Here is a 26,266-nt window from a genome sequence, read left to right as displayed (position 1 = left end):
GTTGTATATGTTAAATCTCGTTAACATTCACCTTATATATCTCATTGATATCCATCGACTATTTTAGATTATTAAGTGGCTAATCGCGTTTATGCATGATAATTAACCATGAACTTGACCTTAAACACAATTAGCTATACGTTGTAAAGCTGATGAAAATAAAATCAATCGGTTTTGTTAACACAACCAATAACGTTTTAACTGGCTAAAGCAAACTATCAGTTTATAAAAAACAACAAGTATATGAATAGTTAGTCATTTACTGTCTGGATGACAGAGAAGCAAAAGGGAGAATTGCAATGGCTCTATATGATCCTAGTCTTGAAAAAGACAACTGTGGATTTGGTTTAATAGCGCAAATGGAAGGCCAACCTAGTCATAAGTTGGTAAGAACTGCTATTTCAGCCCTCGATCGCATGACACACCGTGGTGGTATCGCTGCGGATGGTAAAACCGGGGATGGCTGTGGCTTATTACTACAGAAGCCTGACTCTTATCTCAGAATTATTGCTGAAGAGAATAACTTCAAGCTCGGCAAGCAATACGCTGTCGGCATGATTTTCTTCAGCCAAGATCCAATCAAAGCGCAATCCGCGCAAGACATCGTCAATAAAGAGCTCGCTCAAGAGACCTTAACGGTTGCAGGTTGGCGCGTAGTACCGACCAACACCGACGTATTAGGTCCGATTGCCAAAGATTCAGTTCCCAATATTCAGCAAGTGTTTATCTCGGCCCCCGCGGGTTGGCGTGAACGCGATATTGAACGACGCCTTTATATCGCTCGTCGCAGAATTGAAAAACAGATCACCGAAGACAAAGATTTCTATATTTGTAGCCTTTCGACACAAGTCATGGTTTACAAAGGTCTGTGTATGCCGGCCGATCTTCCGCGATTTTACCTCGATCTTGCAGACTTACGCATGGAATCGGCGATATGTCTGTTCCACCAGCGTTTCTCAACCAATACTCAGCCACGTTGGCCACTGGCTCAACCATTCCGCTATTTAGCGCACAATGGTGAGATCAATACCATTGAAGGTAACCGACAATGGGCTAAGGCTCGTGCCTATAAATTCTCTTCGCCGTTGCTGCCAGACTTACAAACCGCCGCACCCTTTGTGAATGAGACAGGCTCAGATTCATCAAGCCTAGATAACATGCTCGACCTGTTCCTTGCCGGTGGTATGGATGTGTTCCGAGCGATGCGCATGCTTGTGCCGCCCGCTTGGCAAAACCACCCAGATATGGACCCAGATCTACGTGCATTCTACGACTTCAACTCAAAGCACATGGAACCGTGGGATGGTCCTGCTGGTATCGTACTTTCAGATGGTCGTTACGCTGCGTGTAACCTAGATAGAAACGGCCTGCGTCCTGCGCGTTATGTGATTACCAAAGACAATCTAATCACGCTCGCATCAGAAGTCGGTATCTGGAACTACGCACCGGATGAAGTCGCAGAGAAAGGCCGTGTTGGCCCGGGCGAACTGTTGGTAATAGATACTCGCCGCGGCAAGCTATGGCAATCTAATGAGATCGACAATGACCTCAAAGGCCGCCACCCATATAAAGAGTGGATGGAAAAGAACGTTCACAAGTTAACGCCATTTTCTGCGCTGCAAGATGACCAAGTGGGTAAGCGTAGCTTTGACGATGATACGCTCAAGACCTACCAAAAACAGTTTGCGATGAGCAACGAAGAGTCCGACCAAGTGCTGCGTGTGCTTGGTGATATGGGGCAAGAAGCAGTGGGCTCAATGGGCGACGACACGCCAATGGCTGTGCTCTCTTCAAAAGAACGCTTGGTCACTGATTACTTCCGTCAAAAGTTTGCACAAGTCACCAACCCACCGATTGATCCATTGCGTGAAAAACACGTGATGTCTTTGGCGACCAGTATTGGTAAAGAGATGAACGTGTTCTGTGAAACAGACGGTCACGCCTATCGTGTCACGTTTGATTCACCAGTACTGCTTTACTCAGACATGCAGCAGCTTCTGCAGTTGAGTCAAAAACATTATCGTCATGTCATTCTCAGCATGCACTACGACCCGAATAACCAAGATCTAGAACAAGCAATCAAAGCAGTATGTGATAGCGCCGAACAAGAAGTCAGCGAAGGTGCGGTTTTAGTTGTGCTGTCGGACAAAGGTTTAGAGAAAGGAAAACTACCGATCCCTGCAGCCATGTTGGTTGGTGCGGTGCAAACAAGGCTTGCTGACACCAACCTGCGTTGTGATGCCAACATCGTTGTTGAGACAGCAACTGCGCGCGACCCACACCAATTTGCTGTGCTGCTTGGCTTCGGTGCAACCGCGGTTTACCCATACCTCGCTTATGAAGCGTTAGGTAAAATGTTGGATGATGGCTCTTTAGATAAAGATTATCGTGCCGCAATGCAAAATTACCAAAACGGCATCAACAAAGGTCTGTACAAGATCATGTCGAAGATGGGAATTTCAACCATTGCCTCTTATCGCTGTTCACAGCTTTTCGAAGCCGTTGGCCTTCATCCCGATGTTGTTGAGCTCTGTTTCCGCGGAGTTACCACTCGAATCCAAGGCGCAAGCTTTAGCGATTTCCAGCAAGATATCTATAACTTATCTCGTAAAGCCTGGACTAAGCGTAAGCCAATCGAGCACGGTGGTTTACTCAAATACGTACACGGCGGCGAATATCACGCCTATAACCCTGATGTGGTTGGCACTCTGCAAACTGCAGTAAAAACAGGTGAGACATCGGATTATCTCTCTTTTGCTAAGCAAGTAAATGCTCGTCCAGCTGCGATGTTACGCGACTTAATGAGCCTCAAAAAAGCCGATCAGCCTCTACCACTAGAGCAAGTCGAGCCTAACAGCGATCTGTTTAAACGCTTCGACTCTGCGGCAATGTCGATCGGTGCTTTGAGCCCAGAAGCGCATGAAGCATTAGCAATGGCGATGAACCGCTTGGGTGGTTACTCAAACTCTGGTGAAGGTGGTGAAGACCCTCGACGCTTTGGTACTGACCGTAACTCTCGTATCAAGCAGATAGCTTCCGGTCGTTTTGGTGTGACGCCACATTACTTAACCAATGCGGATGTTTTGCAGATCAAGGTCGCGCAAGGTGCGAAGCCTGGAGAAGGTGGTCAACTGCCCGGCCATAAAGTTACCGCAGAAATCGCTAAGCTGAGATATTCAGTTCAAGGGGTGACACTGATCTCCCCTCCTCCACATCACGATATTTATTCTATCGAGGATCTAGCGCAGCTGATTTTCGACCTTAAACAAGTGAACCCTAAAGCCTTGGTTTCAGTAAAGTTAGTATCGGAACCGGGTGTAGGCACGATTGCAACTGGTGTAGCGAAAGCCTATGCCGATCTGATCACCATTTCTGGCTACGATGGCGGTACCGCGGCAAGCCCTCTAACCTCGGTAAAATACGCAGGTTGCCCTTGGGAGCTTGGCTTAGCAGAAACTCAACAAGCACTGGTTGCTAACGGGCTTCGTCATAAGATCCGCCTGCAAGTCGATGGTGGTTTAAAAACTGGCCTTGATGTGATTAAAGGTGCGATTCTCGGTGCAGAAAGCTTTGGTTTTGGTACCGCGCCAATGGTCGCAATGGGTTGTAAGTTCTTACGAATTTGTCACCTAAACAACTGTGCGACGGGTGTTGCGACTCAAGATGAAACACTACGCCGCGAATACTTCAAAGGCCTGCCAGACATGGTGGTGAACTACTTTACAGGCCTAGCCGATGAAGTTCGCCAATACCTTGCAGAACTCGGCGTAGAAAAACTCACGGACCTGATTGGTCGTACTGACTTACTTGAAGCCGTTCAAGGCCTCACCGCGAAACAGAACAAGCTCGATCTCTCTTCAATACTCGAAGCTCCGGTATCTCCAGAAGGTCACCCACTGTTTTGGACCGAGCCAAACGCACCATTTGATAAAGCTCAGCTCAACCAGCAGATTCTGGATGATGCACTCGATGCAATTGAGAAACGTCAATCCACCAGCCTTTACTACAACGTGATCAACACAGACCGCTCGATTGGTGCTCGTATCTCTGGCGAAATCGCGAAACGCTACGGTAACCAAGGCATGGCGGGCTCACCAATTAAGTTGTACCTCGATGGTACAGCAGGCCAATCTTTTGCGGTTTGGAACGCCGGTGGCGTCGAGTTATACCTAACGGGCGATGCCAATGACTATGTTGGCAAAGGCATGGCTGGCGGCAAAGTGGTTATCAAGCCTCACCAAGGCACTGCATTTGTTTGTAACGAAGCGACCATCATCGGTAACACTTGTTTGTATGGTGCGACCGGAGGCAAGCTATTTGCAGCAGGTACAGCAGGCGAACGATTTGGCGTGCGTAACTCAGGCACCGTTGCCGTAATTGAAGGTGCAGGTGACAATGCCTGTGAATACATGACCGGTGGTATTGTTGCCATTCTTGGCGCAACCGGAGTGAACTTCGGCGCCGGTATGACAGGTGGGTTTGCTTATGTGATGGATAAGAATGAAGACTTCCAAGGCCGTGTAAACAACGAGTCGGTCGAAGCACTTTCTCTGTCGGACCTATTTATCCACCAAGAACACCTGCGCGGCTTGATTGCGGAGCACTTAGAAGAGACTGGCTCAGTACACGCTGAAGCTATTCTGGCGAACTTTGATGAATGGATTCCAAAGTTCTACCTAGTGAAGCCGAAGACGGCGGATCTCAACACCTTGCTCGGTCACCAAAGCCGCAGCTCTGCTGAACTTCGTGTTCAAGCGCAATAATTGGAAGGAGCCAATCATGAGCCAGAATGTATACCAATTTATTGATGTGAATCGCGTAGACCCAGCGAAGAAACCAATCAAGATACGTAAGATTGAGTTTGTAGAGATCTACGAACCTTTCACGAAGCAACAAGCTAAGGCACAAGCCGACCGCTGTTTAGACTGTGGTAACCCCTACTGTGAATGGAAGTGCCCAGTCCATAACTACATCCCTCAATGGCTCAAACTTGCCAATGAGGGGCGCATTATCGAAGCGGCTGAACTGTCCCATCAAACCAACAGTTTGCCTGAGGTTTGCGGACGAGTTTGTCCTCAAGACCGTTTGTGTGAAGGCTCTTGTACCCTCAACGACGATTTCGGCGCAGTAACCATCGGCAACATTGAAAAATATATCAATGACAAAGCGTTTGAGATGGGTTGGAAGCCAGACATGTCGCATGTCGAATGGACTGATAAAAAGGTCGCAATCATCGGTGCAGGCCCCGCAGGTCTTGCTGCTGCTGATATCTTAGTTCGAAACGGTGTGAAGGCCGTAGTATTTGACCGCTATCCGGAGATCGGTGGCCTGCTCACGTTTGGTATCCCATCGTTCAAACTAGAGAAAGGCATCATGGAAAACCGTCGCCGTATCTTTAGTGGTATGGGTGTCGAATTTAAGATGAATACCGAAGTCGGTAAAGACGTACAACTTCAGCAACTCGTCGATGACTACGACGCTGTTTTCCTTGGTGTCGGCACCTATAAAAACATGCGTGCGGGTTTAGACAACGAAGATGCACCGGGCGTTTATGATGCTCTGCCATTCTTGATTTCTAATACCTACAAGGTCATGGAACTGGAAAACCCAACCCCATTTATCGATATGCAAGGTAAGAAAGTCGTCGTGCTTGGTGGTGGTGATACGGCGATGGACTGCGTTCGAACCTCTATTCGTCAGAATGCGGCAGATGTGGTGTGTGCTTACCGCCGAGATGAAGCGAATATGCCGGGCTCTCGCCGTGAGGTGAAGAATGCGCGTGAAGAGGGTGTGAAGTTCAAGTTCAACCTCCAACCTATTGGCTTAGAGCTTAACAGCGCTGGTCATGTGGTTGGCGTTAAATTCGTGAAAACCGCTTTGGGTGAACCTGATGAAGCAGGCCGTCGTCGCCCAGAGCCTGTCGAAGGCAGTGAACATGTTCTTGAAGCCGATGCTGTGATCATGGCATTTGGTTTCCAACCTCATGCGATGGAATGGCTAGAACCCTTCGGTGTGGAACTCGATCAGTGGGGTCGTATCAAGGCTCCCGGTAAACAAGAGTTTCAATACCAAACCACCAACAGCAAGATCTTTGCAGGTGGCGATGCGGTTCGAGGATCTGACTTGGTAGTAACCGCTATCGATGAGGGCCGTAAAGCCGCAGAAGGGATCTTGGATTACCTAGAAGTGTGACTAATCTAAGGTTTCCTTTATTACTCAGGCCGTTACTATAAAAAAGGGATCCAATGATGGATCCTTTTTTGAATTAGATACGTTTATCACAAGCATATCGAAAAATACGTAAAACAATCGCAAACAAGCCAATACCTATAACTACAATTAAAACAACGCCATAGGAAACATTATGAAAAAAGCAGCTCTCCTCTCGTTATCACTTTTAACGTTAACCGCTTGCAGCCAAGGAATCACGGACATGAAAGACAGAACTTCATCACCTTGTGGAGACAAACCAAACTGCGTATCAACTCAAGATGATCGTGAGCAACATGCATTGGCCGCGTTTGAGTTGTCAGATTCAGCGAGCTTAGATGCGATTGAGCAGGTTGCGCTAACCTTACCGGGATCAAAAACCGCGAGTAAAACAGAAGATTATCTGCGTGTTGAATGTACTTCGCGCATCATGCGTTTTGTCGATGACTTAGAACTTAAAATCACGGATGGCAAACTGATCGTGCGTTCAGAGTCTCGTACTGGCCATTCTGATTTTGGCGTAAACCGAAAACGAGCTGAACAACTTCGTGCTAGCTTGAAAAGCGAAGGCCTAATCAAATAGATAAAAGAATACGCAGATAAATCGCTACTATTCGGATGAGAAGTGCCTCTGGGCAGTCGCTCGAGACTTCTTATCCATGCTACAATTTAGCTCTACGGTTTAAATATTATTTATTAAGAGACTACACATGAAAATCGGCATCATTGGCGCAATGGAGCAAGAAGTTGCGATCCTAAAAGCAGCAATTTCAGACATTACTGAAGTTAATAAAGGCGGTTGTACCTTTTTCTCTGGTCAGCTAAATGGTGTTGACGTTGTTTTGCTTCAATCAGGCATTGGTAAAGTAGCAGCAGCAGTTGGTACTTCAATCCTACTAAGCGAATACCAACCAGATGTCGTTCTAAACACTGGCTCTGCTGGCGGTTTTGATTCAACACTGAACCTTGGCGATGTTGTTATCTCGACTGAAGTTCGTCACCACGATGCAGACGTAACGGCTTTCGGTTACGAAATCGGCCAAATGGCAGGTCAACCTGCAGCGTTCAAAGCTGACGACAAACTGATGGCTGTTGCTGAACAAGCTCTAGCACAAATGGAAGATAAGCATGCCGTTCGCGGTCTAATCTGTACTGGCGACGCATTTGTTTGCACAGCAGAACGCCAAGAGTTCATCCGTAAGCACTTCCCATCAGTGGTTGCTGTAGAGATGGAAGCATCGGCTATCGCTCAAGCTTGTCACCAATTCCAAGTACCATTCGTGGTTGTTCGTGCAATCTCTGACGTTGCAGACAAAGAATCACCAATGAGCTTCGAAGAGTTCCTGCCACTAGCAGCGCAAAGCTCTTCTGAAATGGTTATCAAGATGGTTGCCCTACTAAAGTAAGCGACTAGACATGCAAACACTGTTTGATCAGGTATTTGCAAATGGCGTGCTCCTTGTGATGTGGGGAGCACTGCTTTTTCATTTAATTTTACCTATCCCCCATGCCGCACACCCCACGACCTTATGGCATAAGTTTGCTGAGCTTTTAGCAAGCAAGGTTAATAACAATAACAACCACAACTATTCCCAAAGTTTAATCTCAGGCACATTAGCCTGGGGGTTAATGGTACTGCCAACTCTGGTTATTCTATTGGCACTGCAACCATTGGTTTGGCAATCTCAACTGTTTGAATTGGCACTGTTATTACTCGCGATTGATTGGCGCAATAATGAAAAGCTGGCTAACCAACTGATCAAAGTACTTGGCCGAGAAGATAAAGCGGCCGCTCGTCAGTTACTAGCTCCGATTGTCAATCGTCAAACCGAATCACTTTCGTCACTTGGCCTCGGCAAAGCCGCCACAGAAACCATAATCATGGGTTACGCTCGTAACGTAGTTTGTGTGTTGTTCTGGTACGCCATTGGTGGTGGAATCGCTGCGTTAATGTATCGCCTTGTGGTCGAGTTAGCTCGAGCTTGGTCGCCAAGTCGCAAGCAATTTTCTCCGTTCGGCTCAACGGCGATCAAGATAGTCGCGATTCTCGAATTTATACCGATGCGTTTGTTTGCTTTGATGATCGTATGTGGTGATAAAGCAACGCACACATTTAAGATGATGTTAGTCCAAAGTCGCTCTTGGCCACTACCCGGCCCAGCCTGGTTGATCACGGCTGTTGGCAACAAGCTTGAACTATCATTGGGTGGCCCTGCGATTTACGACAACACTAAAGCCATTCGCGCAAAATTAGGCGGAAGAATCGCACCGTCAGCTCTGCATCTATCTCAGGTTCAGAAACTACTCTTTGGTCGCATCGCTATCTGGATATTTTTACAAAGCCTAGCCTTACTATTTATTCACCAAGGGATTTAGAGTGGAATCTTCAGCACTTGTTACAAGCCTTACTATTTTGTCTTCCAGCTTATGGCTGCCTTTATCATTTGCAGAAGAAGTACCACTGACTCAAGAACAAGTACAGCCGGCTCAACGCGTGGTCAGCCTTGCTCCTCATGCCACTGAACTCGCGTACAGCGCAGGTTTAGGTAACAACCTTGTCGCCGTAAGTGAACGAAGTGATTACCCACCACAAGCCGATAAGCTTGAAAAAGTGGCAAACTATCAAGGTATCAAGGTTGAGAAGATCATCGCACTTCAGCCTGATTTGATTCTTGCGTGGCCAGCGGGAAACCCGCCCAGAGAGCTCGCGAAACTAGAGCAATTTGGTTTTAATATTTACTACTCCAAGACCAAAAGCCTAGACAGTATCGCAACCAATATTGAACAACTGAGCCAATACGCTAGCGATCCAAGTATTGGCGAAAATAACGCTCAGCAATACAGAGAGCAGCTCAACGCCTTGAGACTAAAATACAAAGATGCCGAGTCAGTAAACTACTTCTACCAACTCAGTGAAAAGCCGATCATCACTGTTGCTCAAGGACACTGGCCAAGTGAGGTGTTTGAGTTTTGTGGTGGACACAATATTTTTGAAGACAGCGCCTCGCCATATCCGCAAGTTGGTATTGAACAAGTTGTATTAAGAAAACCGCAAGTGATCTTCACTTCTCAGCACGCGATTGAGAATGGAACCATGTGGCAAACATGGGAAGATGAAATCCCAGCAGTCGCTCAAAATCAGATTTGGTCCCTCAATTCTGACTGGATTAATCGCCCGACAACAAGAACTTTGAAAGCGATCCAACAAGTGTGCGATTTCTTCGATAGAGCTAGGCAAAATCACTAACTATTTGCTGCGTTTTTTCGTACAATTCGCCACCGACCTGTCCCTACAATTTTAACTATAAGAGCACCAGTATCATGGACTCCATGCTGCTTTATATTATCGATTTATTTGGCACTGCCATCTTTGCTGTCTCAGGCGTATTTGTCGCTGGCCGTCTTAAGATGGATCCCTTTGGCGTCGCCGTTCTAGGCAGTGTAACCGCGATTGGCGGCGGCACAATTCGTGACATGGCATTGGGTGCAACTCCCGTGTTTTGGATCACCGATACCACCTACCTTTGGGTCATCATCATCACCTGTTTGCTGACCATGATTATTGTAAGACGCCCGAAACGTCTGGCTTGGTGGATATTGCCGGTATGTGATGCGATTGGCCTAGCGGTGTTTGTTGGCATTGGTGTAGAAAAAGCACTTATCTATCAAGATTCAGCACTAGTGGCGATCATCATGGGTGTCATCACCGGCTGCGGTGGCGGTATTATCCGCGACGTACTTGCCCGTGAAGTGCCTATGATTCTAAGAAGTGAAGTCTACGCGACCGCTTGTATCATTGGTGGTACTTTCCATACCATGGCGATCAGCATGGGGCACGATTCAGAAACTGCATTTCTGGCCGGCGTGTTCTCAACACTATTGATAAGGCTTGGCGCTATTCGTTGGCATTTATCATTGCCGACCTTCGCCATCAAATAAGCTAACGTTACAAAGTGAAAGGCTCCGTAAAGGAGCCTTTCTTAATTTGAGCTCCCCAACACAATTATTATGCTCTCGCGCTACACGTGCGAGCATAGCTAAAAATACCTAACTTGGTTCAAAGCTTTAGTTTCAAGACTAGAGAATGAATGTTGTTTGAGGTAAGTTGAAACAATCATTCCCAACTTTCATGAATATAACCCAATGCTACTCGAAGGAATCGAAACTCTACTGGTATTGAGTAAAGCAAAGACCATGAGCCGCACAGGCAGTTTGCTTTATATCAGCCAATCAGCGGTCAGCAAACGGATTGCGAATTTAGAAAAGAAGCTAGGTAAAAAGCTCATTGAACCGAGTGGCCGACAGATAAAACTCACGCCAGATGCGATAGCATTAATAGAGAGTATTGGCCCGACATTCAATGAACTTCGCGGGCTTATTTATGAACAGCAAGAGTTGGAAGATACTACTCTCATCACCCTAGACAGCTCTAAGTCTCTGATAGCCGGTTATTTAGGTGAGATGATGGGCCAGTTCATCCAGCAAGATAAGTACATCACCATTACCACCAACCACACGCCGAGAATCATAGAGCGAGTGCAATCTGGTAAGGCGACCTTGGGGTTGTGTGCTGGCTTACTGCCACCGCATCATGGGTTGATGACCTTCCATCTATTTGATGAGCCGTTTTACATAGTGAGTAAGTCACCGCTAACGGAGCTTCCTCCAATGGTCATCACTAACGACATGACCAACCCTGCCAATTCTTATCAACTTTCTGTATTAGAGAAGTTTGGTATCAAACCCTTGATGGAGATGGATGCCTACACCGCAGCGGCGCAACTTGCATTGGGCGGGACTGGGCCAGCGTTAATACCGCTCTCTATCGTAAAAACACTCAATATTGAGCCTCAATATCTGTATAGCTTCACCGAATTAGCAGGCTTGATTCGGCCGATTCATATCTGTGTCAGACCAAATAGTTACCAGTCTCCACGAGTTAAAACACTGATAGAATCGATTGTTGATGCTGTTCCCAAAGCAGTTTAGACGCCATTAGCATCGACATCACGATCACAAGGGGGCGAATCCATTTCTGCCCTTTTGTCACCACCACTTTAGCGCCAAGCTGAGCGCCCATAAATCCACCGACCGCCATCACTAATCCCAACTCCCAAATAGGCAAACCAGCCAAAATAAAGAAAATTAAGGCAGCGATATTCGAGGTAAAGTTAAGTACTTTAGTACGCGCCGTAGCATCGACTAACGAGAAGTGACCAATAGCAACAAAGCAGACGGTGAAGATAGAACCTGTTCCTGGGCCAAAAAAGCCATCATAGAAACCCACGCCGCCACCAATACACAGAGCAAACATCGCCTCAGAGATCTTCTGTTTTCCTTCAGACGCTCTAGTTTGGGGTGCCAACAGGAAATAGAGAGAGATAGCGATAAGCAGCAGTGGGATAACACTGGTCAGTAGGCTCGCATCAATGTGCTGGACTAACTCAGCGCCAATTGCAGAGCCAATAAAGGTACAAAAGATAGCAAGGCGCATCTCTTTGATGCTGACGATACCGTTGCGCACGAAATACCAACTCGCGGAGAAGCTGCCAAATGAGCTTTGGAGTTTGTTGGTTGCCAGTGCCTGCGTGGGTGGAACTCCAGCCGCTAGCAATGCAGGTAGAGTCAGTAACCCACCGCCGCCAGCCATTGCATCAATAAAGCCTGCTGCCGTTGCAACAACAAACAAGATAGCCAATATTTCTAGAGTGATTTCCATATACCCAACGCCTTAAAATCCTGTGTAGCGACAAGTTACCACTCACAGCAGACGAGCAATAACGAAACACAAGATTCTAACCTATTCCAAATATTCATCATTAAGCTACCGCGGAATAACAGACATAAAAAAGCCCACTCCGAGGAGTGGGCTTTGAGCATTTATATCCGCATATCAGCGATACACTTTAGGCGATTAAGCTTGAGAAGCTTTAACCTGAGCGTGTAGCTCTTGAACTGAAGTTACTGACGTTTTCGCGTCTGCAGTGTGCGCCATACAAGTCGCGAATGCAGCGTTTAGCGTAGTCGTGTAGTTAACTTTCTCAGCAAGTGCACCACGACGAAGAACTTTAGAATCTTCAATCGCTTGACGGCCAGCTGCAGTGTTCACGATGTACGTGTACTCGTTGTTCTTGATACGGTCAAGAATGTGAGGACGACCTTCGTGTACCTTGTTTACTAGACGTGGGTTGATGCCCGCTTCGCCAAGGATAACCGCAGTACCGTGAGTTGCGTCTAGCTGGTAACCAAGCTTAGATAGCTTAGATGCTAGGTCAACAACACGCTCTTTGTCGCCTTCGCGAACAGAAAGAAGTGCACGACCGCCTTCTGGGTAGATGTTACCACAACCCAATTCAGCTTTAGAGTATGCTTCTGCGAACGTCGCACCAACACCCATAACTTCACCAGTAGAGCGCATTTCTGGGCCTAACAGTGGGTCAACACCAGGGAACTTGTTGAATGGAAGTACAACTTCTTTCACTGAGTAGTAAGGTGGGATGATTTCTTTCGTAAAGCCTTGAGACTCTAGAGATTGACCCGCCATTACACGAGCGGCAATCTTAGCGATTGGCGCACCAGTTGCTTTAGATACGAATGGAACCGTACGTGCTGCACGAGGGTTAACCTCGATTAGGTACACTTCATTGTTCTTAACAGCAAACTGCGTGTTCATCAGACCACGAACACCCAACTCGAACGCTAGCTTTTCAACTTGCTCGCGCATTACGTCTTGGATTTCTTGGCTTAGCGTGTATGCAGGAAGAGAACATGCTGAGTCACCAGAGTGAACACCCGCTTGCTCGATGTGCTCCATAATACCGCCGATTACAACGCGCTCACCGTCACAAATCGCATCTACGTCTACTTCAACAGCGTCATCTAGGAAGCTATCAAGTAGTACTGGAGATTCGTTTGATACGCTAACTGCTTCGTTGAAGTAGCGACGTAGGTCTTGCTCGTCGTATACGATTTCCATCGCACGACCACCAAGTACGTAAGAAGGACGTACAACAAGTGGGAAGCCGATTTCACGAGATTTCTCTACCGCTTGCTCCATTGTTGTTACTGTCGCGTTTTCTGGTTGAAGTAGGCCTAGACGGTCTACAGCAACTTGGAAACGCTCACGGTCTTCTGCACGGTCGATTGCGTCTGGGCTAGTACCGATGATTGGTACGCCAGCAGCTTCAAGAGCACGTGCCAGTTTAAGTGGCGTTTGACCACCGTACTGAACGATAACGCCTTTTGGCTTCTCAACACGAGCGATTGCTAGTACGTCTTCCAGAGTTACTGGTTCGAAGTACAGACGGTCAGACGTATCGTAGTCTGTAGAAACTGTCTCAGGGTTACAGTTAACCATGATAGTTTCGTAGCCATCTTCACGTAGCGCTAGTGATGCGTGTACACAACAGTAGTCAAATTCAATGCCTTGGCCGATACGGTTTGGACCGCCGCCTAGAATCATGATTTTTTCTTTGTCTGTTGGGTTTGCTTCACACTCGTCATCGTAAGATGAGTACATGTAAGCCGTATCTGAAGAGAACTCAGCCGCACACGTATCTACACGCTTGTATACCGGGTGGATATCGTATTGGTCACGTAGACGACGGATTTCGCTTTCCGCTACACCTAGAATCTTAGATAGGCGCGCATCAGCAAAACCTTTACGCTTAAGCTTGTTTAGCTCGTCTTTATTTAGACCAGCAAAGCCTTTCGCTTTAAGTTCTTGCTCTAGCTTAACGATGTCTTCGATTTGAACTAGGAACCAACGGTCGATTTGCGTTAGGTTGAATACACCATCTACCGACATACCAGCACGGAATGCGTCAGCGATGTACCAAATACGCTCTGCGCCAGCTTCTTTAAGTTCGTGACGGATAGTCGTTAGAGCATCTGGTGCGTCTAGGTCTACCATTTCGTCAAAACCAGTCGCGCCAACTTCTAGGCCGCGAAGTGCTTTTTGTAGAGATTCTTGTTGGTTACGGCCGATAGCCATAACTTCACCAACCGACTTCATTTGCGTCGTTAGGCGGTCGTTAGCACCTGCAAACTTCTCGAAGTTAAAACGAGGAATCTTAGTTACTACGTAGTCGATTGTTGGTTCGAATGATGCTGGAGTTGCGCCGCCAGTGATGTCATTCATTAGCTCGTCTAGCGTGAAGCCAACAGCCAGTTTCGCTGCAATCTTAGCGATTGGGAAACCTGTTGCTTTAGAAGCTAGTGCAGAAGAGCGAGATACACGTGGGTTCATCTCGATGATAACCATACGGCCATCTTTCGGGTTGATACCAAACTGTACGTTTGAACCACCTGTTTCAACACCAATCTCACGCAGTACTGCTAGAGATGCGTTACGCATTAGTTGGTATTCTTTATCTGTCAGCGTTTGAGCTGGAGCAACAGTGATTGAGTCACCTGTGTGAATACCCATTGGGTCGAAGTTTTCAATCGCACATACGATGATGCAGTTGTCGTTTTTGTCACGAACCACTTCCATCTCGTACTCTTTCCAACCGATAAGTGATTCATCGATAAGAAGTTCATTAGTTGGAGATAGATCCAAACCACGACGACAGATTTCTTCAAATTCTTCTTTGTTGTAAGCGATACCGCCACCAGTACCACCCATCGTGAACGATGGACGAATGATACAAGGGAAGCCAACCATGTCTAAAACTTTGTAAGCTTCTTCCATCGTTTTCGCTGTATCAGCAGTTGGACACTCAAGGCCAATTGCTTTCATTGCTTTATCGAAGCGTGAACGGTCTTCTGCTTTATCGATAGCGTCAGCCGTTGCACCAATCATTTCAACACCGAACTCTTCAAGAACGCCGTGCTTTTCTAGGTCTAGAGCACAGTTCAATGCAGTTTGGCCACCCATAGTAGGTAGAACTGCATCAGGCTTCTCTTTAGCGATGATGTTACGCACAACTTCCCATTGGATAGGCTCGATGTAAGTTGCATCTGCCATGTCTGGGTCAGTCATGATTGTCGCTGGGTTCGAGTTTACAAGAATAACTCGGTAACCTTCTTCGCGAAGCGCTTTACAAGCTTGAGCACCAGAGTAATCGAACTCACATGCTTGGCCGATAACGATCGGGCCAGCACCTAGAATAAGAATACTTTTAATGTCAGTACGTTTTGGCATTGTCTACTACTCCGAATTACGCTGTGTGCTGTTTGATTAGTTCAATAAAGTGGTCGAATAACGGCGCTGCGTCTTCTGGACCTGGGCTTGCTTCAGGGTGACCTTGGAAGCTGAATGCTGGTTTGTCTGTACGGTGAATACCTTGTAGAGAACCATCAAATAGTGATTTGTGCGTTGCACGTAGTGTCTCTGGAAGGGTTTCTTCGTCAGCAGCAAAGCCGTGGTTTTGCGAAGTAATCATCACAACATCACGATCTAAATCTTTAACCGGGTGGTTTGCGCCGTGGTGACCAAACTTCATCTTCACTGTCTTAGCGCCTGACGCAAGAGCAAGAATCTGGTGACCTAGACAGATACCGAAGATTGGTAAGCCTTTTTCTAGGAACACTTTTGTCGCTTCAATTGCGTAAGTACATGGTTCTGGGTCACCAGGGCCATTTGAAAGGAAAACACCGTCTGGGTTCAGAGCAAGTACTTCTTCAGCTGAAGTCTCAGCAGGAACAACCGTTAGGCGGCAGCCGCGGTCAACAAGCATTCGTAGGATGTTTCGTTTTGCACCGAAGTCATAAGCAACAACGTGGTATGGCAATTCTGAGTCTGCTTTCGCTTCAGGAAGTCCACCCGTAAGCGTCCACGAACCTTGTTTCCATTGATACGCTTCTTTTGTTGTAACTTCTTTCGCAAGGTCCATACCTTTCAGGCCAGGGAATTCTTTTGCTTTAGCTAGAGCCAAAGCTTCGTCTAGGTTTCCGTCGTTTACTGAAGAGCCAGCTACAATACAACCGTTCTGTGCGCCTTTTTCACGAAGAATACGCGTCAACTTACGAGTATCAATATCAGCGATACCAACAACGTTTTGCGACTTAAGGTAATCAGAAAGGGATTGTTCATTACGGAAGTTAGAAGCGATTAGAGGGAGATCGCGAATCACAAGGCCTTGAGCGTGGATTGAAGAAGATTCTTCGTCTTCGGAATTGGTTCCGGTATTGCCAATGTGAGGGTAAGTAAGGGTAACGATTTGTTGAGAATAGGAAGGATCAGTGAGGATTTCTTGGTACCCCGTCATCGAGGTATTAAAAACGACTTCACCAACTGCAGAACCTACAGCGCCAATGGCTTCACCGTGAAATACTGTCCCATCTTCTAGGACGAGTAGTGCTGACTTTTTCAAGACAACCTCCAGAAATAAAAATGCATTAAAATTGATTTAATTTGCAAATCTACCTTCCTGCAACACCAAAAACTGCGTGTTTATGGAAATTAGACAAATTGGCGGTATTTTAGTGATCTGCGTGATACGTGTCAACATTTAACTCAAAAGAAATTAAACATTTGTAAGGACTAATTCAATTTACCCCCTCAAAGCTCCAAAAGTTCAACTTTCATGCGCATTTAGCTCGAATATTACGATTTTCTAATTTTCACTCCTCATTTTAGCCAACCATAGAGTGATAAAAATATCAGCAACAAAACGCAATCGATAAATACCAAGGGAAAACATGATAATTTAAAGATCTAAAACAAAAAACACACTAAAGACCACATAAACAGCATAGAAATGGAGTCAAAAAGGCGATAAGAAGAAAGTAGAAGGAAGATCGGAGAAGTGAGATTACTAAGGAAAATGCACCAAATAAAGAAAGCGCCGGCAATTGCCAGCGCATAAATATCTATTTATAGGTCATTCAAACCAAGCACATCCGTCATGGTATAAAAGCCTGCTGGTTTATCATTTAACCAAACCGCGGCCTTGATTGCGCCATTAGCAAAGGTCATTCGATCAGTGGCTTTATGGGTAATTTCCACTCGTTCACCGATATCAGCAAACATAGCGGTGTGTTCACCAATAATGTCACCGGCACGAATCGTCGCGAAACCAATCTCATCTTTAGTACGCTCGCCAGTAATACCCTCGCGTGACCATACAGCTACATCGTTCAGCTCATTGCCCATAGCACCCGCAATAGCTTCGCCCATACCAATCGCAGTACCTGACGGTGCATCGACTTTATGACGGTGATGAGCCTCAACGATCTCGACATCACAGTAATCGCCCATCACTTTAGCGGCCTTCTCTAGCAGCTTAAAGACCAGGTTCACACCAACGCTGTAGTTAGGTGCCATTACGATAGCCATCTCTTTTGAAGCAGCATCAATCACCTGCTTCTCTTCTTCAGAGAAGCCCGTTGTACCGATGATCAGTTTTTTACCGTGACGTTTACAAAGTTCAATATTCGCTAATGTGCTAACAGGGGCAGTAAAATCGACAATCACATCAAACTCTTCGATGGCTTTAGACAAATCATCGACTAAAGCAACATCAAAACGACCTTCACCGCATAACTCGCCGACATCTACGCCGACCAAAGATGACTCTGGACGCTCAGAACCAGCTCCAACACTTGCTTCTGAATTATGATGAGCGGCTTTCACCAAGTTGCGGCCCATGCGGCCCGCTGCTCCTGCAATTGCAATTCTTACCACTGCGAATATCTCCATTGTTTTGGTTACCGTTGCCACTTATCTCTTGCAGCAACGTTCAATCGATTAATCTCTTTAAACTAACAACAATCTCAAACTCAGGCTAGCAATTACGAAAACTCTTTTATTACTCGCTCTAAAATTGGCACATTTGCCTCTGGGAAGGCGTATTGATTCAATGATTCTAGGCTTACCCATTCACCTTGCTGACCTTCTTTACCATAAGGCTGCTCTTCAAAATCAGTCACGAGAATGAAATCGAACTTAAGTGACTTATCCGTGTAATCAAATTCAAGATGCTCAAACAGAGACTGCTCGGTCACCTTGATACCGACCTCTTCATCAAGCTCGCGAGTCATCGCTTGCTCAATAGTTTCGCCCTCTTCAACCTTGCCACCTGGAAATTCCCAGAAGCCACCTTTGTGCTTGTCATCTGGACGCTTAGTGATAAAGACCTGTGACTTATCTTGATTGAAGATAATACCCGCTACGATATGGATTCTTTTCATTGATGGTGTTCCTTAATAAAACGCTGAACTCACATAGTCCCTAAATACGTCATCCTCAAGAAAGAGGAACGACTGAGTTGGGGATCTAAAACTACGCGAGCCTAACTAAACAAGATTCCCTACTACGCTCACTCCTCGCTATAGGGAATGACAACTTCCTTGCGTAACAAAGTAAGCCATGAAATTTACATACAAAAAGAGCCGCCTAAGCGACTCTTTATATTCTATTTGTCAGTTTTATGAAGCTAAGTTGTAGTGTATGAGAGCAAGGCGGTGGAACGGAGCTTACGACTGTAAGTGAGTACCACCAACGCAGCTATCATGCGCTACAGCAACGATTCATTAAACTTACGCGATTTTACCGTGACACTGCTTGTACTTCTTACCGCTACCACATGGGCATGGCTCGTTACGGCCAACTTTACGCTCGTCACGCACTACCGTTTGTGGAGATGCCGCTTCAGCTTCATCGTCAGCTAGCTGGTTTTCAGCTGTTGCATGTTGCGCTTGTGCACGACGCGCCGCTTCTTCAGCTTGAGCTTGACGTTGAGCTTCCATCTTTTCAACTTCTTCTTGTTGCTGAACGCGCACTTTAGAAAGGATGGTAACAACGTCTGTTTTCAGTACATCTAGTAGGCCTTCAAACAGTTCAAACGACTCGCGCTTGTACTCTTGTTTCGGGTTCTTCTGAGCATAGCCACGTAAGTGGATACCTTGACGAAGGTGATCCATCGCAGCCAAGTGCTCTTTCCAAAGGCCGTCTAGCGTTTGTAGCATCACAGATTTCTCGAAGTTACGCAGTACTTGAGCACCAACCACTTCTTCTTTCTGTTTGTACGAATCAACCGCCATAGCAAGAATACGCTCACGCAATGCTTCTTCATAAAGCTTGTCGTCTTCGTCTAACCAACCTTGAATATCAAAGTCTAGATCGAAGTCATTCTTAAGACGATCTTGCAGACCCGCGATATCCCACATATCTTCAAGAGACTGAGGTGCGATGTATTCATCAATCACTGATGCCAATACATCTTCACGGTTGTGTTCGATCATCTCGCTGATATCGTCAGAGCTCATCAGTTCATCACGAAGCTCATAAACCACTTTACGTTGGTCATTGGCTACATCATCGTACTCAAGAAGCTGCTTACGAATATCGAAGTTACGACCTTCAACTTTACGTTGTGCTTTTTCAATTGAGCGAGAAAGCATCTTAGATTCGATCGCTTCGCCTTCGTCCATACCACTTTGGATAAGACCAGCCATACGATCCGATGTGAAGATACGTAGCAGAGAATCTTCCATTGATAGGTAGAAACGAGAAGAACCCGCATCACCTTGACGACCAGAACGACCACGTAGCTGGTTGTCGATACGGCGAGATTCATGACGCTCAGTACCAATGATGTGCAGACCACCTGACTCAAGCACTTTATCGTGGATTACTCTCCAGTCAGCTTTGATCTTCTCGATCTGCTCTTTGGTTGGATTCTCTAGCTTCTCAACTTGTGCCTGCCAGCTACCACCTAATACGATATCGGTACCACGACCAGCCATGTTAGTTGCGATAGTTACCGCACTCGGCATACCAGCTTGTGCAACGATCTCTGCTTCCATTTCGTGGAATTTAGCATTTAGAACGCTGTGCTTAATTTTTGCTTTTTTCAGTGCGTTAGACAGTAGTTCAGACTTCTCGATAGAAACCGTACCAACCAATGATGGCTGACCAGCAGCTACACGGTCTTTGATGTCTTCAATGATCGCATTGAACTTGTCTTCTTCGGTACGATAAACCACATCTGGCATATCGTTACGAACCATAGGCTTGTTGGTTGGGATAACCACTGTTTCTAGGCCGTAGATAGACTGAAATTCGAAAGCTTCTGTATCGGCTGTACCTGTCATACCTGACAGTTTTTCGTATAGACGGAAGAAGTTCTGGAATGTAATCGATGCTAGCGTCTGGTTTTCATTCTGAATCTTCACACCTTCTTTAGCTTCAACAGCTTGGTGTAAACCTTCAGACCAACGACGACCTGGCATAGTACGACCAGTATGTTCATCAACGATAACCACTTCGCCTTCTTCAGTAACGATGTAGTCGACGTCTTTCTCAAACAGTACGTGTGCACGCAGCGCTGCATTAACATGGTGCAATAGGCTGATATTAGTTGGAGAGTAAAGCGTGTCACCCTCTTCCATCAGGCCGTTTTTGACCATTAGCTCTTCTACAAATTCTTGACCGTTTTCAGTCAGGTGAACCTGTTTCGATTTCTCGTCCATGGTGTAGTGACCTTCACCACGGTACTCTTCAGAATCTTCTTTATCTTGGCGCTCAAGGTTAGGGATCAACGTGTTAATACGCGTGTAAAGATCTGAACTATCTTCAGCTGGGCCAGAGATAATAAGTGGAGTACGAGCTTCATCGATTAAGATTGAGTCAACCTCATCGACAACAGCAAAGAAGCGCTCACGTTGAACACGATCTTCAGCACGGAAAGCCATGTTGTCACGTAGGTAATCGAAGCCAAACTCGTTGTTTGTTCCGTATAGGATATCCGCTTGGTACGCTTCTTTCTTCTCTGGTGGAGCCATGTTTGGCACGTTTACGCCAACAGTCATACCAAGGAATTCAAATAATGGGCGGTTTGTTTCCGCATCACGCTTCGCTAGGTAGTCGTTCACCGTTACTACGTGAACACCTTTGCTAGGTAGGGCGTTAAGATAAGCTGGTAGGGTTGCTGTAAGAGTCTTACCTTCACCAGTACGCATTTCTGCAATTTGGCCAGCATTTAGAACCATGCCACCAATCATTTGCACGTCAAAGTGACGCATGCCGTAAACACGCTTAGACGCTTCACGTACCGTAGCAAATGCTTCAGGTAGAAGTTGGTCTAGCGATTCACCTTTATCTAAGCGCTCACGAAACTCAACCGTTTTTGCTTTTAGCTCTTCGTCTGAAAGAGCTTCAAACGTTGGTTCGTAGTTATTAATTTCTTTTACAATTTTTCTAAGGCGGCGCAGTGTTCTGTCATTGCGACTGCCAATTACCTTTGTCAGCAGCTTAGTAATCATGTGCTTGGAATCTCTTCGTTCTCAGATCGTCCGCGATCTATTTTAAATGCCGTCAGTGTCTCTACTAGCTATGAACTAGTCTTCAGTTACTAACCAAGGATACTGAGATAAATCTAGTATCTTTGATATTGTACTTGAGAGTAGAGTTTTCAAGGCTTGAGTTAAAATTAATGCCCTTTAGTGTAAGTAATTTTCACACCAACAACCATTTATAACCCCATTTGTTTGATGTGCTTGGAACTTTTCTTTCTAATTGCTGATGGATTAGCCAGACTGCAGCTCATTGGGAGACAACTTTCGGATGTTGACGACACTGTATCTGGAAAATAGATACAAAAAAACCAGGTCAATGACCTGGTTTTCGAAATCTTATATTGCTGTAAACAACAATTACGCTAGAACCATTCCTGGCTCAGCAAATGCAACAGGAGAGCCTACTTCTTCTTCGAATGTTGCCCATTCCCAAGCTTCTGCGTCAGCAAGTACTGCACGTAGTAGTTGGTTGTTTAGGCCGTGACCTGATTTGTATGCACGGAACTCACCAATAATAGCGTGTCCACACATGTACAAGTCACCAATCGCGTCTAGTACTTTATGAGTTACGAACTCATTGTCAAAACGTAGACCTTCTTCATTAAGAATTCGGTATTCGTCCAGTACGATAGCATTATCAAAGCTACCGCCAAGTACTAGGTTTTGAGATTGTAGATACTCAATGTCGCGCATGAAGCCGAAAGTACGAGCGCGAGAAATTTCTTTCACAAAACCTTGTGAAGAGAAATCAAACAACAAACGTTGCTCATCAGATTCAATAGCTGGGTGGTTAAAGTCGATCTCAAAGTCCATACGGAAGCCGTTAAATGGAACAAATTCTGCCCACTTATCGCCATCTTCAAAACGGATAGGCTTTTTGATACGAATAAAACGCTTCACTGCATTCAGTGTTTCTACACCCGCTTGCTGTAGCAAGTATACGAATGGGCTTGCGCTACCATCCATAATTGGGATCTCAGGTGCATCTACTTCAACAATAATGTTGTCGATGCCCATACCCGCTAAAGCTGCGTTAAGGTGTTCCACTGTAGAGATACGTACGCCTTCGTCATTAACAAGAGCTGTACATAGCATAGTGTCACGAACTGACGCTGGATCAGCTGGGAAATCTACAGGTGGATTTACATCTGTACGACGATAAACAATACCTGTATTTGCAGCTGCCGGGCGAAGAGTAAGTGTGACTTTACGACCAGAGTGGAGACCCACACCAGTTGTTTTCACAATTTCTTTCAGAGTACGTTGTCTGATCATCTGCTTGCCTCGTTATCAGTGCTACAAATCACGGTCAGTATTTACCGACCGCGAATTTTACCATTAATTCGACGATAGTCAAATTTTGGGTATTTGTTAATCAGCCTGACGTCGTAAGAATGCTGGAATATCTAAGTATCCACTCTCTTTCTCAGCCTTAGGTGCTGCACTTTGGCTAGCGCCTGTACCTGAAGAAACAGGTGACGTTGTTGGCTGCGGCTTAACTTGAGGTTTAACCTCAGTTTTTTCTTGCAATGGTTGTGCCACTTTCTCTTCCACTTTTGGTGCAGTTTGAGCCGCTACCTGTGGTTGAGGAGTTGGTGCAACCTTAGCTTTACCACCAGCAACTAATGTAATGTCTGGTTTTTTCTCTGTGCCAATACCTGTTGCTACAACAGTTACACGGATTTCATCCGTCATATCAGGGTCTAGAGAAGTACCAATCACAACTGTTGCGTTATCAGATGCGAATGCCTTAACTGTATTACCTACTGTTTCGAATTCATCTAGACGCATATCTAGGCCTGCTGTGATGTTCACAAGAACGCCACGTGCGCCAGCTAGGTCGATGTCTTCTAGTAGTGGGCTAGAAATTGCCGTTTCAGCAGCTTCTTCAGCACGGTCTTCACCTTTTGCGATACCGCTACCCATCATTGCATGACCCATCTCAGACATTACGGTGCGAACATCCGCGAAATCGACGTTAATCATACCAGGGCGAGTAATTAGCTCAGCGATACCTTGTACAGCGTTTTTAAGTACATCATTGGCACTTGCGAAAGCTTCTAGCAGAGTTACGCCGCGGCCAAGTACTTTAAGTAGCTTCTCATTTGGAATCGTAATTAAAGAATCCACATGTTTAGAAAGCTCTTCAATACCTTGCTCAGCAAACGCTAAACGTTTTTTGCCTTCAAAGCTAAATGGCTTAGTTACAACAGCAACCGTTAGCACACCCAACTCTTTCGCAACTTCAGCAATAACTGGAGCAGCACCTGTACCAGTACCACCGCCCATACCAGCTGCGATAAATACCATATCGGCGCCAGTTAGAACTTCTTTAATTCTTTCTCGATCTTCGAGAGCTGCATCACGGCCTACTTGTGGGTTTGCACCAGCGCCCAAACCTTTAGTGATATCACCACCAATTTGGATCACGCTGCTCACGCTTGTTTTACGAAGTGCTTGTGCATCAGTGTTAACACTGATGAATTCTACGCCTTCGATTGATTCACGTACCATGTGCTCAACAGCGTTACCGCCACCGCCACCAACTCCAACGACTTTAATTACTGCATCGTCAGACATTTCCATCATCGGTTCAAACATGTGTTATCTCCGTTTTTTCCTGCAACTCAGGTTAAAACTCTTTTTGTATCCAATTACGCAATTTGCCAAATAAACCAGACATAGAAGGTGCTGAACGCTTAGGTTCGCTGTAATCACCTTCATCACTGATCTGACAATCTCTTGCGTAATGAAGTAAACCAACCGCCGTAGAATGATACGGCTCTTTAACATAGTCAGTTAAGCCACTAACTTCTAACGGCTTACCAACTCGAACTTGATTGCGGAAAACACGTTCCGCACACTCTACCAATCCGTCAATTTGTGCCGCTCCACCAGTGAGAACGACGCCAGCTGCAAGGTGGTGTTTAATACCTTCATCTCGTAGCTGTAATTGAACCGTATCAATAGTTTGGTTAACGAGACCCATAAGTTCAGTGTAACGTGGTTCAATCACTTCCGACAAAGTTTGTCGTTGCAAACTTCTCGATGGGCGACCACCAACACTTGGGACGTTAACAGAGTCATCCTTGCTTACGAGTTCACTCAGAGCGCAACCATGGTTTACTTTTATCTCTTCAGCATCGCTCACTGGCGTGCCGAAAGCGAAGGCAATATCACTGGTTACTGCATTTCCTGCGTAGGAAAAGACTTCTGTGTGTCGAAGTGCGCCGCCAGTCCAAATGGAAATATCCATTGTACCCGCACCGATATCGACAACACATACTCCAAGCTCTCTCTCGTCTTCAGTAATTACCGCATTGCTTGAGGCAAGTCCTGAAAACACGATTTGTTCTACTGTGAGACCACATCGTTCAACAGCTTTAATAATGTTTCTCGCCATGTCGCTATGGCAAGAAATTAGGTGAACACTGACTTCCATTCGAACACCAGATAAGCCAAGTGGGTTCTTAATCCCTTCTTGATAATCAATGGTAAATTCTTGTGGGATCACGTGCAGAATTCTCTGCTCATCACCTATTTTAATTGATTTCGCGGTATGGATCGCTCGATCCATATCGTCTTGAGACACCTCTTCATCAGAGATAGTGCCCATGCCTTTTTCAATTCGGCTTGCGATATGTTTACCCGATAGCGAGATAAATACATTGCTGATTTGGCATTCCGCCATCAACTCTGCTTGATCAATAGCTCGCTGAACCGACTTAACTACCGACTCTAGGTCGTTTACACCACCTTTATCCATACCTCTGGATGGGCTTTGCCCAGAACCAATGATATTGATTTGACCATCAGGCAATATTTCACCAACCAGAGCTGATATGGTCGCAGTGCCTATATCAAGACCAACGATTATGTTGTCATCTGCGGTCTTAGTCATCTGTGCTCTCTTCTAACTCTTGCTCTGGAAACCAGCCTACAGCGGCTCCCGTATCATACCTGAGGTCGATGTAGCTCACTTGATTCGCTTTACTACCAAGTTCGTTGTAAAGCGAAATGAAGCGTTCAACACGCTCATCTAAAGAATCTTTACCTAGTTCTAAACGGATACCGTTATCTAGGATTATTTGCCAAGCGCGACGCTCATTGAGAACGAGAGAGGTAACGGTTAACCCTAGATTGTTAATCAAAGGAGTTATTTGTCGCCACTTTTCTATCACTTTTTGGCTGGTGCCGTCTGGGCCGTAAAGCTTGACTCGATCGCCCTTCAAAAGACCGATATCACCATTAAACACCTGACCATTATCATTCAACAGCATGTTACCGTTCCAGATTGCTGCTGCATGATACTCAGTCAAAAATACTTTTATTGTGTCTGGCCACTGCTTACGAATGGACACCACTGAAACCCAAGGTAACGCTTCTAAACTGTCTTGCAACACACCGATGTCTTGCGACATGAACGTTCCAATATGCTCTAGCTCGCCAAAGGCATGTTGAACATCACCAGCAGTTACGTAAGTTAAGTCGCCTTGAAGTACTATTTTGGAGAGAGGCAATCGCTGATCGTCCCACATCCAAGTCAGTGTGGTATAGAAAAGAAATCCAATGAATAGCAGTACCATGACAAAAAAAGACCCGCCTACAGCGTGTTTCTTTAGCGATGGTAAACTGAATAGGTGGCGGTTTTCGCTAAAAGTACTTTCTACCAAAGCCCGCATTCCCTGTCGTTGGTTCGCAATTCTATTCCCTATCTTCGTAATAGAGGTAAAAGCACTTACTTTAACCTATGAATTATACTGAGCAAAATCAAACTATCAAACGTTGATAATAAGATTTTTGGTCAATTTTA

The 26,266-nt window shown here is 45.8% G+C and carries 18 protein-coding genes; 8 read left to right on the top strand and 10 right to left on the bottom strand.

The window, feature by feature from the left end:
- Nucleotides 1-299: 299 nt before the first annotated feature.
- The 8 genes from gltB (at nucleotide 300) to A6D97_RS15050 (ending at nucleotide 11,199) form a co-directional block, all read left to right on the top strand.
- Nucleotides 300-4,763, top strand: a complete 4,464-nt coding sequence (gene gltB, locus A6D97_RS15085) for a glutamate synthase large subunit (RefSeq protein WP_065584715.1) — start codon at nucleotides 300-302, stop codon at nucleotides 4,761-4,763.
- A 16-nt stretch (nucleotides 4,764-4,779) separates the two neighbouring features.
- On the top strand, nucleotides 4,780-6,192 hold the full coding sequence (locus A6D97_RS15080; protein WP_065584714.1) for an FAD-dependent oxidoreductase: 1,413 nt from the start codon (nucleotides 4,780-4,782) through the stop codon (nucleotides 6,190-6,192).
- A gap of 172 nt (nucleotides 6,193-6,364) precedes the next feature.
- Nucleotides 6,365-6,793 carry a DUF1499 domain-containing protein gene (locus A6D97_RS15075; protein ID WP_017059301.1) on the top strand — a complete coding sequence of 143 codons (429 nt, stop codon included), beginning with the start codon at nucleotides 6,365-6,367 and terminating at the stop codon, nucleotides 6,791-6,793.
- 127 nt (nucleotides 6,794-6,920) lie between these two features.
- Nucleotides 6,921-7,616 (top strand): 5'-methylthioadenosine/S-adenosylhomocysteine nucleosidase, encoded by a 696-nt coding sequence (mtnN, locus tag A6D97_RS15070; protein WP_012603226.1) that lies wholly within the window; start codon nucleotides 6,921-6,923, stop codon nucleotides 7,614-7,616.
- A gap of 10 nt (nucleotides 7,617-7,626) precedes the next feature.
- The gene (locus A6D97_RS15065; RefSeq protein WP_017062891.1) at nucleotides 7,627-8,586 is read left to right on the top strand and encodes a cobalamin biosynthesis family protein; all 960 of its coding nucleotides are present in this window, start codon (nucleotides 7,627-7,629) and stop codon (nucleotides 8,584-8,586) included.
- A gap of 1 nt (nucleotide 8,587) precedes the next feature.
- Nucleotides 8,588-9,457 carry a vitamin B12 ABC transporter substrate-binding protein BtuF gene (btuF, locus tag A6D97_RS15060; RefSeq protein WP_017062892.1) on the top strand — a complete coding sequence of 290 codons (870 nt, stop codon included), beginning with the start codon at nucleotides 8,588-8,590 and terminating at the stop codon, nucleotides 9,455-9,457.
- A 74-nt stretch (nucleotides 9,458-9,531) separates the two neighbouring features.
- Complete coding sequence (locus tag A6D97_RS15055) at nucleotides 9,532-10,149, top strand: TRIC cation channel family protein (RefSeq protein WP_017062893.1); 618 nt, start codon at nucleotides 9,532-9,534, stop codon at nucleotides 10,147-10,149.
- Between the two features lie 204 nt (nucleotides 10,150-10,353).
- Nucleotides 10,354-11,199: a LysR family transcriptional regulator gene (locus A6D97_RS15050; protein WP_017059296.1), complete on the top strand. Its 846-nt coding sequence runs from the start codon at nucleotides 10,354-10,356 to the stop codon at nucleotides 11,197-11,199.
- Here the strand turns inward: A6D97_RS15050 and A6D97_RS15045 are convergent.
- The 10 genes from A6D97_RS15045 to A6D97_RS15000 form a co-directional block, all read right to left on the bottom strand.
- Entirely contained in the window at nucleotides 11,150-11,929 is a 780-nt protein-coding gene (locus A6D97_RS15045) for a TSUP family transporter (RefSeq protein ID WP_017059295.1), read from the bottom strand. The two genes, A6D97_RS15050 and A6D97_RS15045, sit on opposite strands and share 50 nt — an antisense overlap.
- A 195-nt stretch (nucleotides 11,930-12,124) precedes the next feature.
- A complete protein-coding gene (gene carB, locus A6D97_RS15040; protein ID WP_017059294.1) occupies nucleotides 12,125-15,355 on the bottom strand; it encodes a carbamoyl-phosphate synthase large subunit in 3,231 nt (1,076 codons plus the stop codon).
- A gap of 16 nt (nucleotides 15,356-15,371) precedes the next feature.
- Complete coding sequence (carA, locus tag A6D97_RS15035) at nucleotides 15,372-16,526, bottom strand: glutamine-hydrolyzing carbamoyl-phosphate synthase small subunit (protein WP_010434758.1); 1,155 nt, start codon at nucleotides 16,524-16,526, stop codon at nucleotides 15,372-15,374.
- 503 nt (nucleotides 16,527-17,029) lie between these two features.
- Nucleotides 17,030-17,854, bottom strand: coding sequence for a 4-hydroxy-tetrahydrodipicolinate reductase (dapB, locus tag A6D97_RS15030; RefSeq protein ID WP_020628676.1), 825 nt, complete (start codon nucleotides 17,852-17,854; stop codon nucleotides 17,030-17,032).
- Nucleotides 17,855-17,946: 92 nt separating this feature from the next.
- On the bottom strand, nucleotides 17,947-18,345 hold the full coding sequence (mutT, locus tag A6D97_RS15025; RefSeq protein ID WP_017062897.1) for an 8-oxo-dGTP diphosphatase MutT: 399 nt from the start codon (nucleotides 18,343-18,345) through the stop codon (nucleotides 17,947-17,949).
- A gap of 348 nt (nucleotides 18,346-18,693) precedes the next feature.
- Complete coding sequence (gene secA / locus A6D97_RS15020) at nucleotides 18,694-21,420, bottom strand: preprotein translocase subunit SecA (protein WP_017066234.1); 2,727 nt, start codon at nucleotides 21,418-21,420, stop codon at nucleotides 18,694-18,696.
- 390 nt (nucleotides 21,421-21,810) lie between these two features.
- Nucleotides 21,811-22,728 (bottom strand): UDP-3-O-acyl-N-acetylglucosamine deacetylase, encoded by a 918-nt coding sequence (gene lpxC / locus A6D97_RS15015; protein ID WP_065584713.1) that lies wholly within the window; start codon nucleotides 22,726-22,728, stop codon nucleotides 21,811-21,813.
- A gap of 96 nt (nucleotides 22,729-22,824) precedes the next feature.
- Entirely contained in the window at nucleotides 22,825-24,054 is a 1,230-nt protein-coding gene (gene ftsZ / locus A6D97_RS15010) for a cell division protein FtsZ (RefSeq protein ID WP_017059291.1), read from the bottom strand.
- A 31-nt stretch (nucleotides 24,055-24,085) separates the two neighbouring features.
- The gene (ftsA, locus tag A6D97_RS15005) at nucleotides 24,086-25,354 is read right to left on the bottom strand and encodes a cell division protein FtsA (protein ID WP_010434747.1); all 1,269 of its coding nucleotides are present in this window, start codon (nucleotides 25,352-25,354) and stop codon (nucleotides 24,086-24,088) included.
- Complete coding sequence (locus tag A6D97_RS15000; RefSeq protein WP_017087509.1) at nucleotides 25,347-26,126, bottom strand: cell division protein FtsQ/DivIB; 780 nt, start codon at nucleotides 26,124-26,126, stop codon at nucleotides 25,347-25,349. The genes ftsA and A6D97_RS15000 overlap by 8 nt, the downstream gene beginning before the upstream one ends.
- Nucleotides 26,127-26,266: the final 140 nt, after the last annotated feature.

The sequence above is a fragment of the Vibrio sp. ZF57 genome (genome assembly GCF_001691235.1).
Lineage (GTDB): Bacteria > Pseudomonadota > Gammaproteobacteria > Enterobacterales > Vibrionaceae > Vibrio > Vibrio crassostreae_C.
The sequence above is the reverse complement of the archived record's forward strand: the minus strand, read 5'-3'. Positions and strand labels throughout refer to the sequence as shown.

What these genes read in the sequence shown, in the direction of transcription:
- gltB (WP_065584715.1), top strand. Translation starts at nt 300, where the DNA reads ATGGCTCTATATGATCCTAGTCTTGAAAAAGACAACTGTGGATTTGGT.
- A6D97_RS15080 (WP_065584714.1), top strand. Translation starts at nt 4,780, where the DNA reads ATGAGCCAGAATGTATACCAATTTATTGATGTGAATCGCGTAGACCCA.
- A6D97_RS15075 (WP_017059301.1), top strand. Translation starts at nt 6,365, where the DNA reads ATGAAAAAAGCAGCTCTCCTCTCGTTATCACTTTTAACGTTAACCGCT.
- mtnN (WP_012603226.1), top strand. Translation starts at nt 6,921, where the DNA reads ATGAAAATCGGCATCATTGGCGCAATGGAGCAAGAAGTTGCGATCCTA.
- A6D97_RS15065 (WP_017062891.1), top strand. Translation starts at nt 7,627, where the DNA reads ATGCAAACACTGTTTGATCAGGTATTTGCAAATGGCGTGCTCCTTGTG.
- A6D97_RS15055 (WP_017062893.1), top strand. Translation starts at nt 9,532, where the DNA reads ATGGACTCCATGCTGCTTTATATTATCGATTTATTTGGCACTGCCATC.
- A6D97_RS15050 (WP_017059296.1), top strand. Translation starts at nt 10,354, where the DNA reads ATGCTACTCGAAGGAATCGAAACTCTACTGGTATTGAGTAAAGCAAAG.
- A6D97_RS15045 (WP_017059295.1), bottom strand. Translation starts at nt 11,929, where the DNA reads ATGGAAATCACTCTAGAAATATTGGCTATCTTGTTTGTTGTTGCAACG.
- carB (WP_017059294.1), bottom strand. Translation starts at nt 15,355, where the DNA reads ATGCCAAAACGTACTGACATTAAAAGTATTCTTATTCTAGGTGCTGGC.
- dapB (WP_020628676.1), bottom strand. Translation starts at nt 17,854, where the DNA reads ATGGAGATATTCGCAGTGGTAAGAATTGCAATTGCAGGAGCAGCGGGC.
- mutT (WP_017062897.1), bottom strand. Translation starts at nt 18,345, where the DNA reads ATGAAAAGAATCCATATCGTAGCGGGTATTATCTTCAATCAAGATAAG.
- secA (WP_017066234.1), bottom strand. Translation starts at nt 21,420, where the DNA reads ATGATTACTAAGCTGCTGACAAAGGTAATTGGCAGTCGCAATGACAGA.
- lpxC (WP_065584713.1), bottom strand. Translation starts at nt 22,728, where the DNA reads ATGATCAGACAACGTACTCTGAAAGAAATTGTGAAAACAACTGGTGTG.
- ftsZ (WP_017059291.1), bottom strand. Translation starts at nt 24,054, where the DNA reads ATGTTTGAACCGATGATGGAAATGTCTGACGATGCAGTAATTAAAGTC.
- ftsA (WP_010434747.1), bottom strand. Translation starts at nt 25,354, where the DNA reads ATGACTAAGACCGCAGATGACAACATAATCGTTGGTCTTGATATAGGC.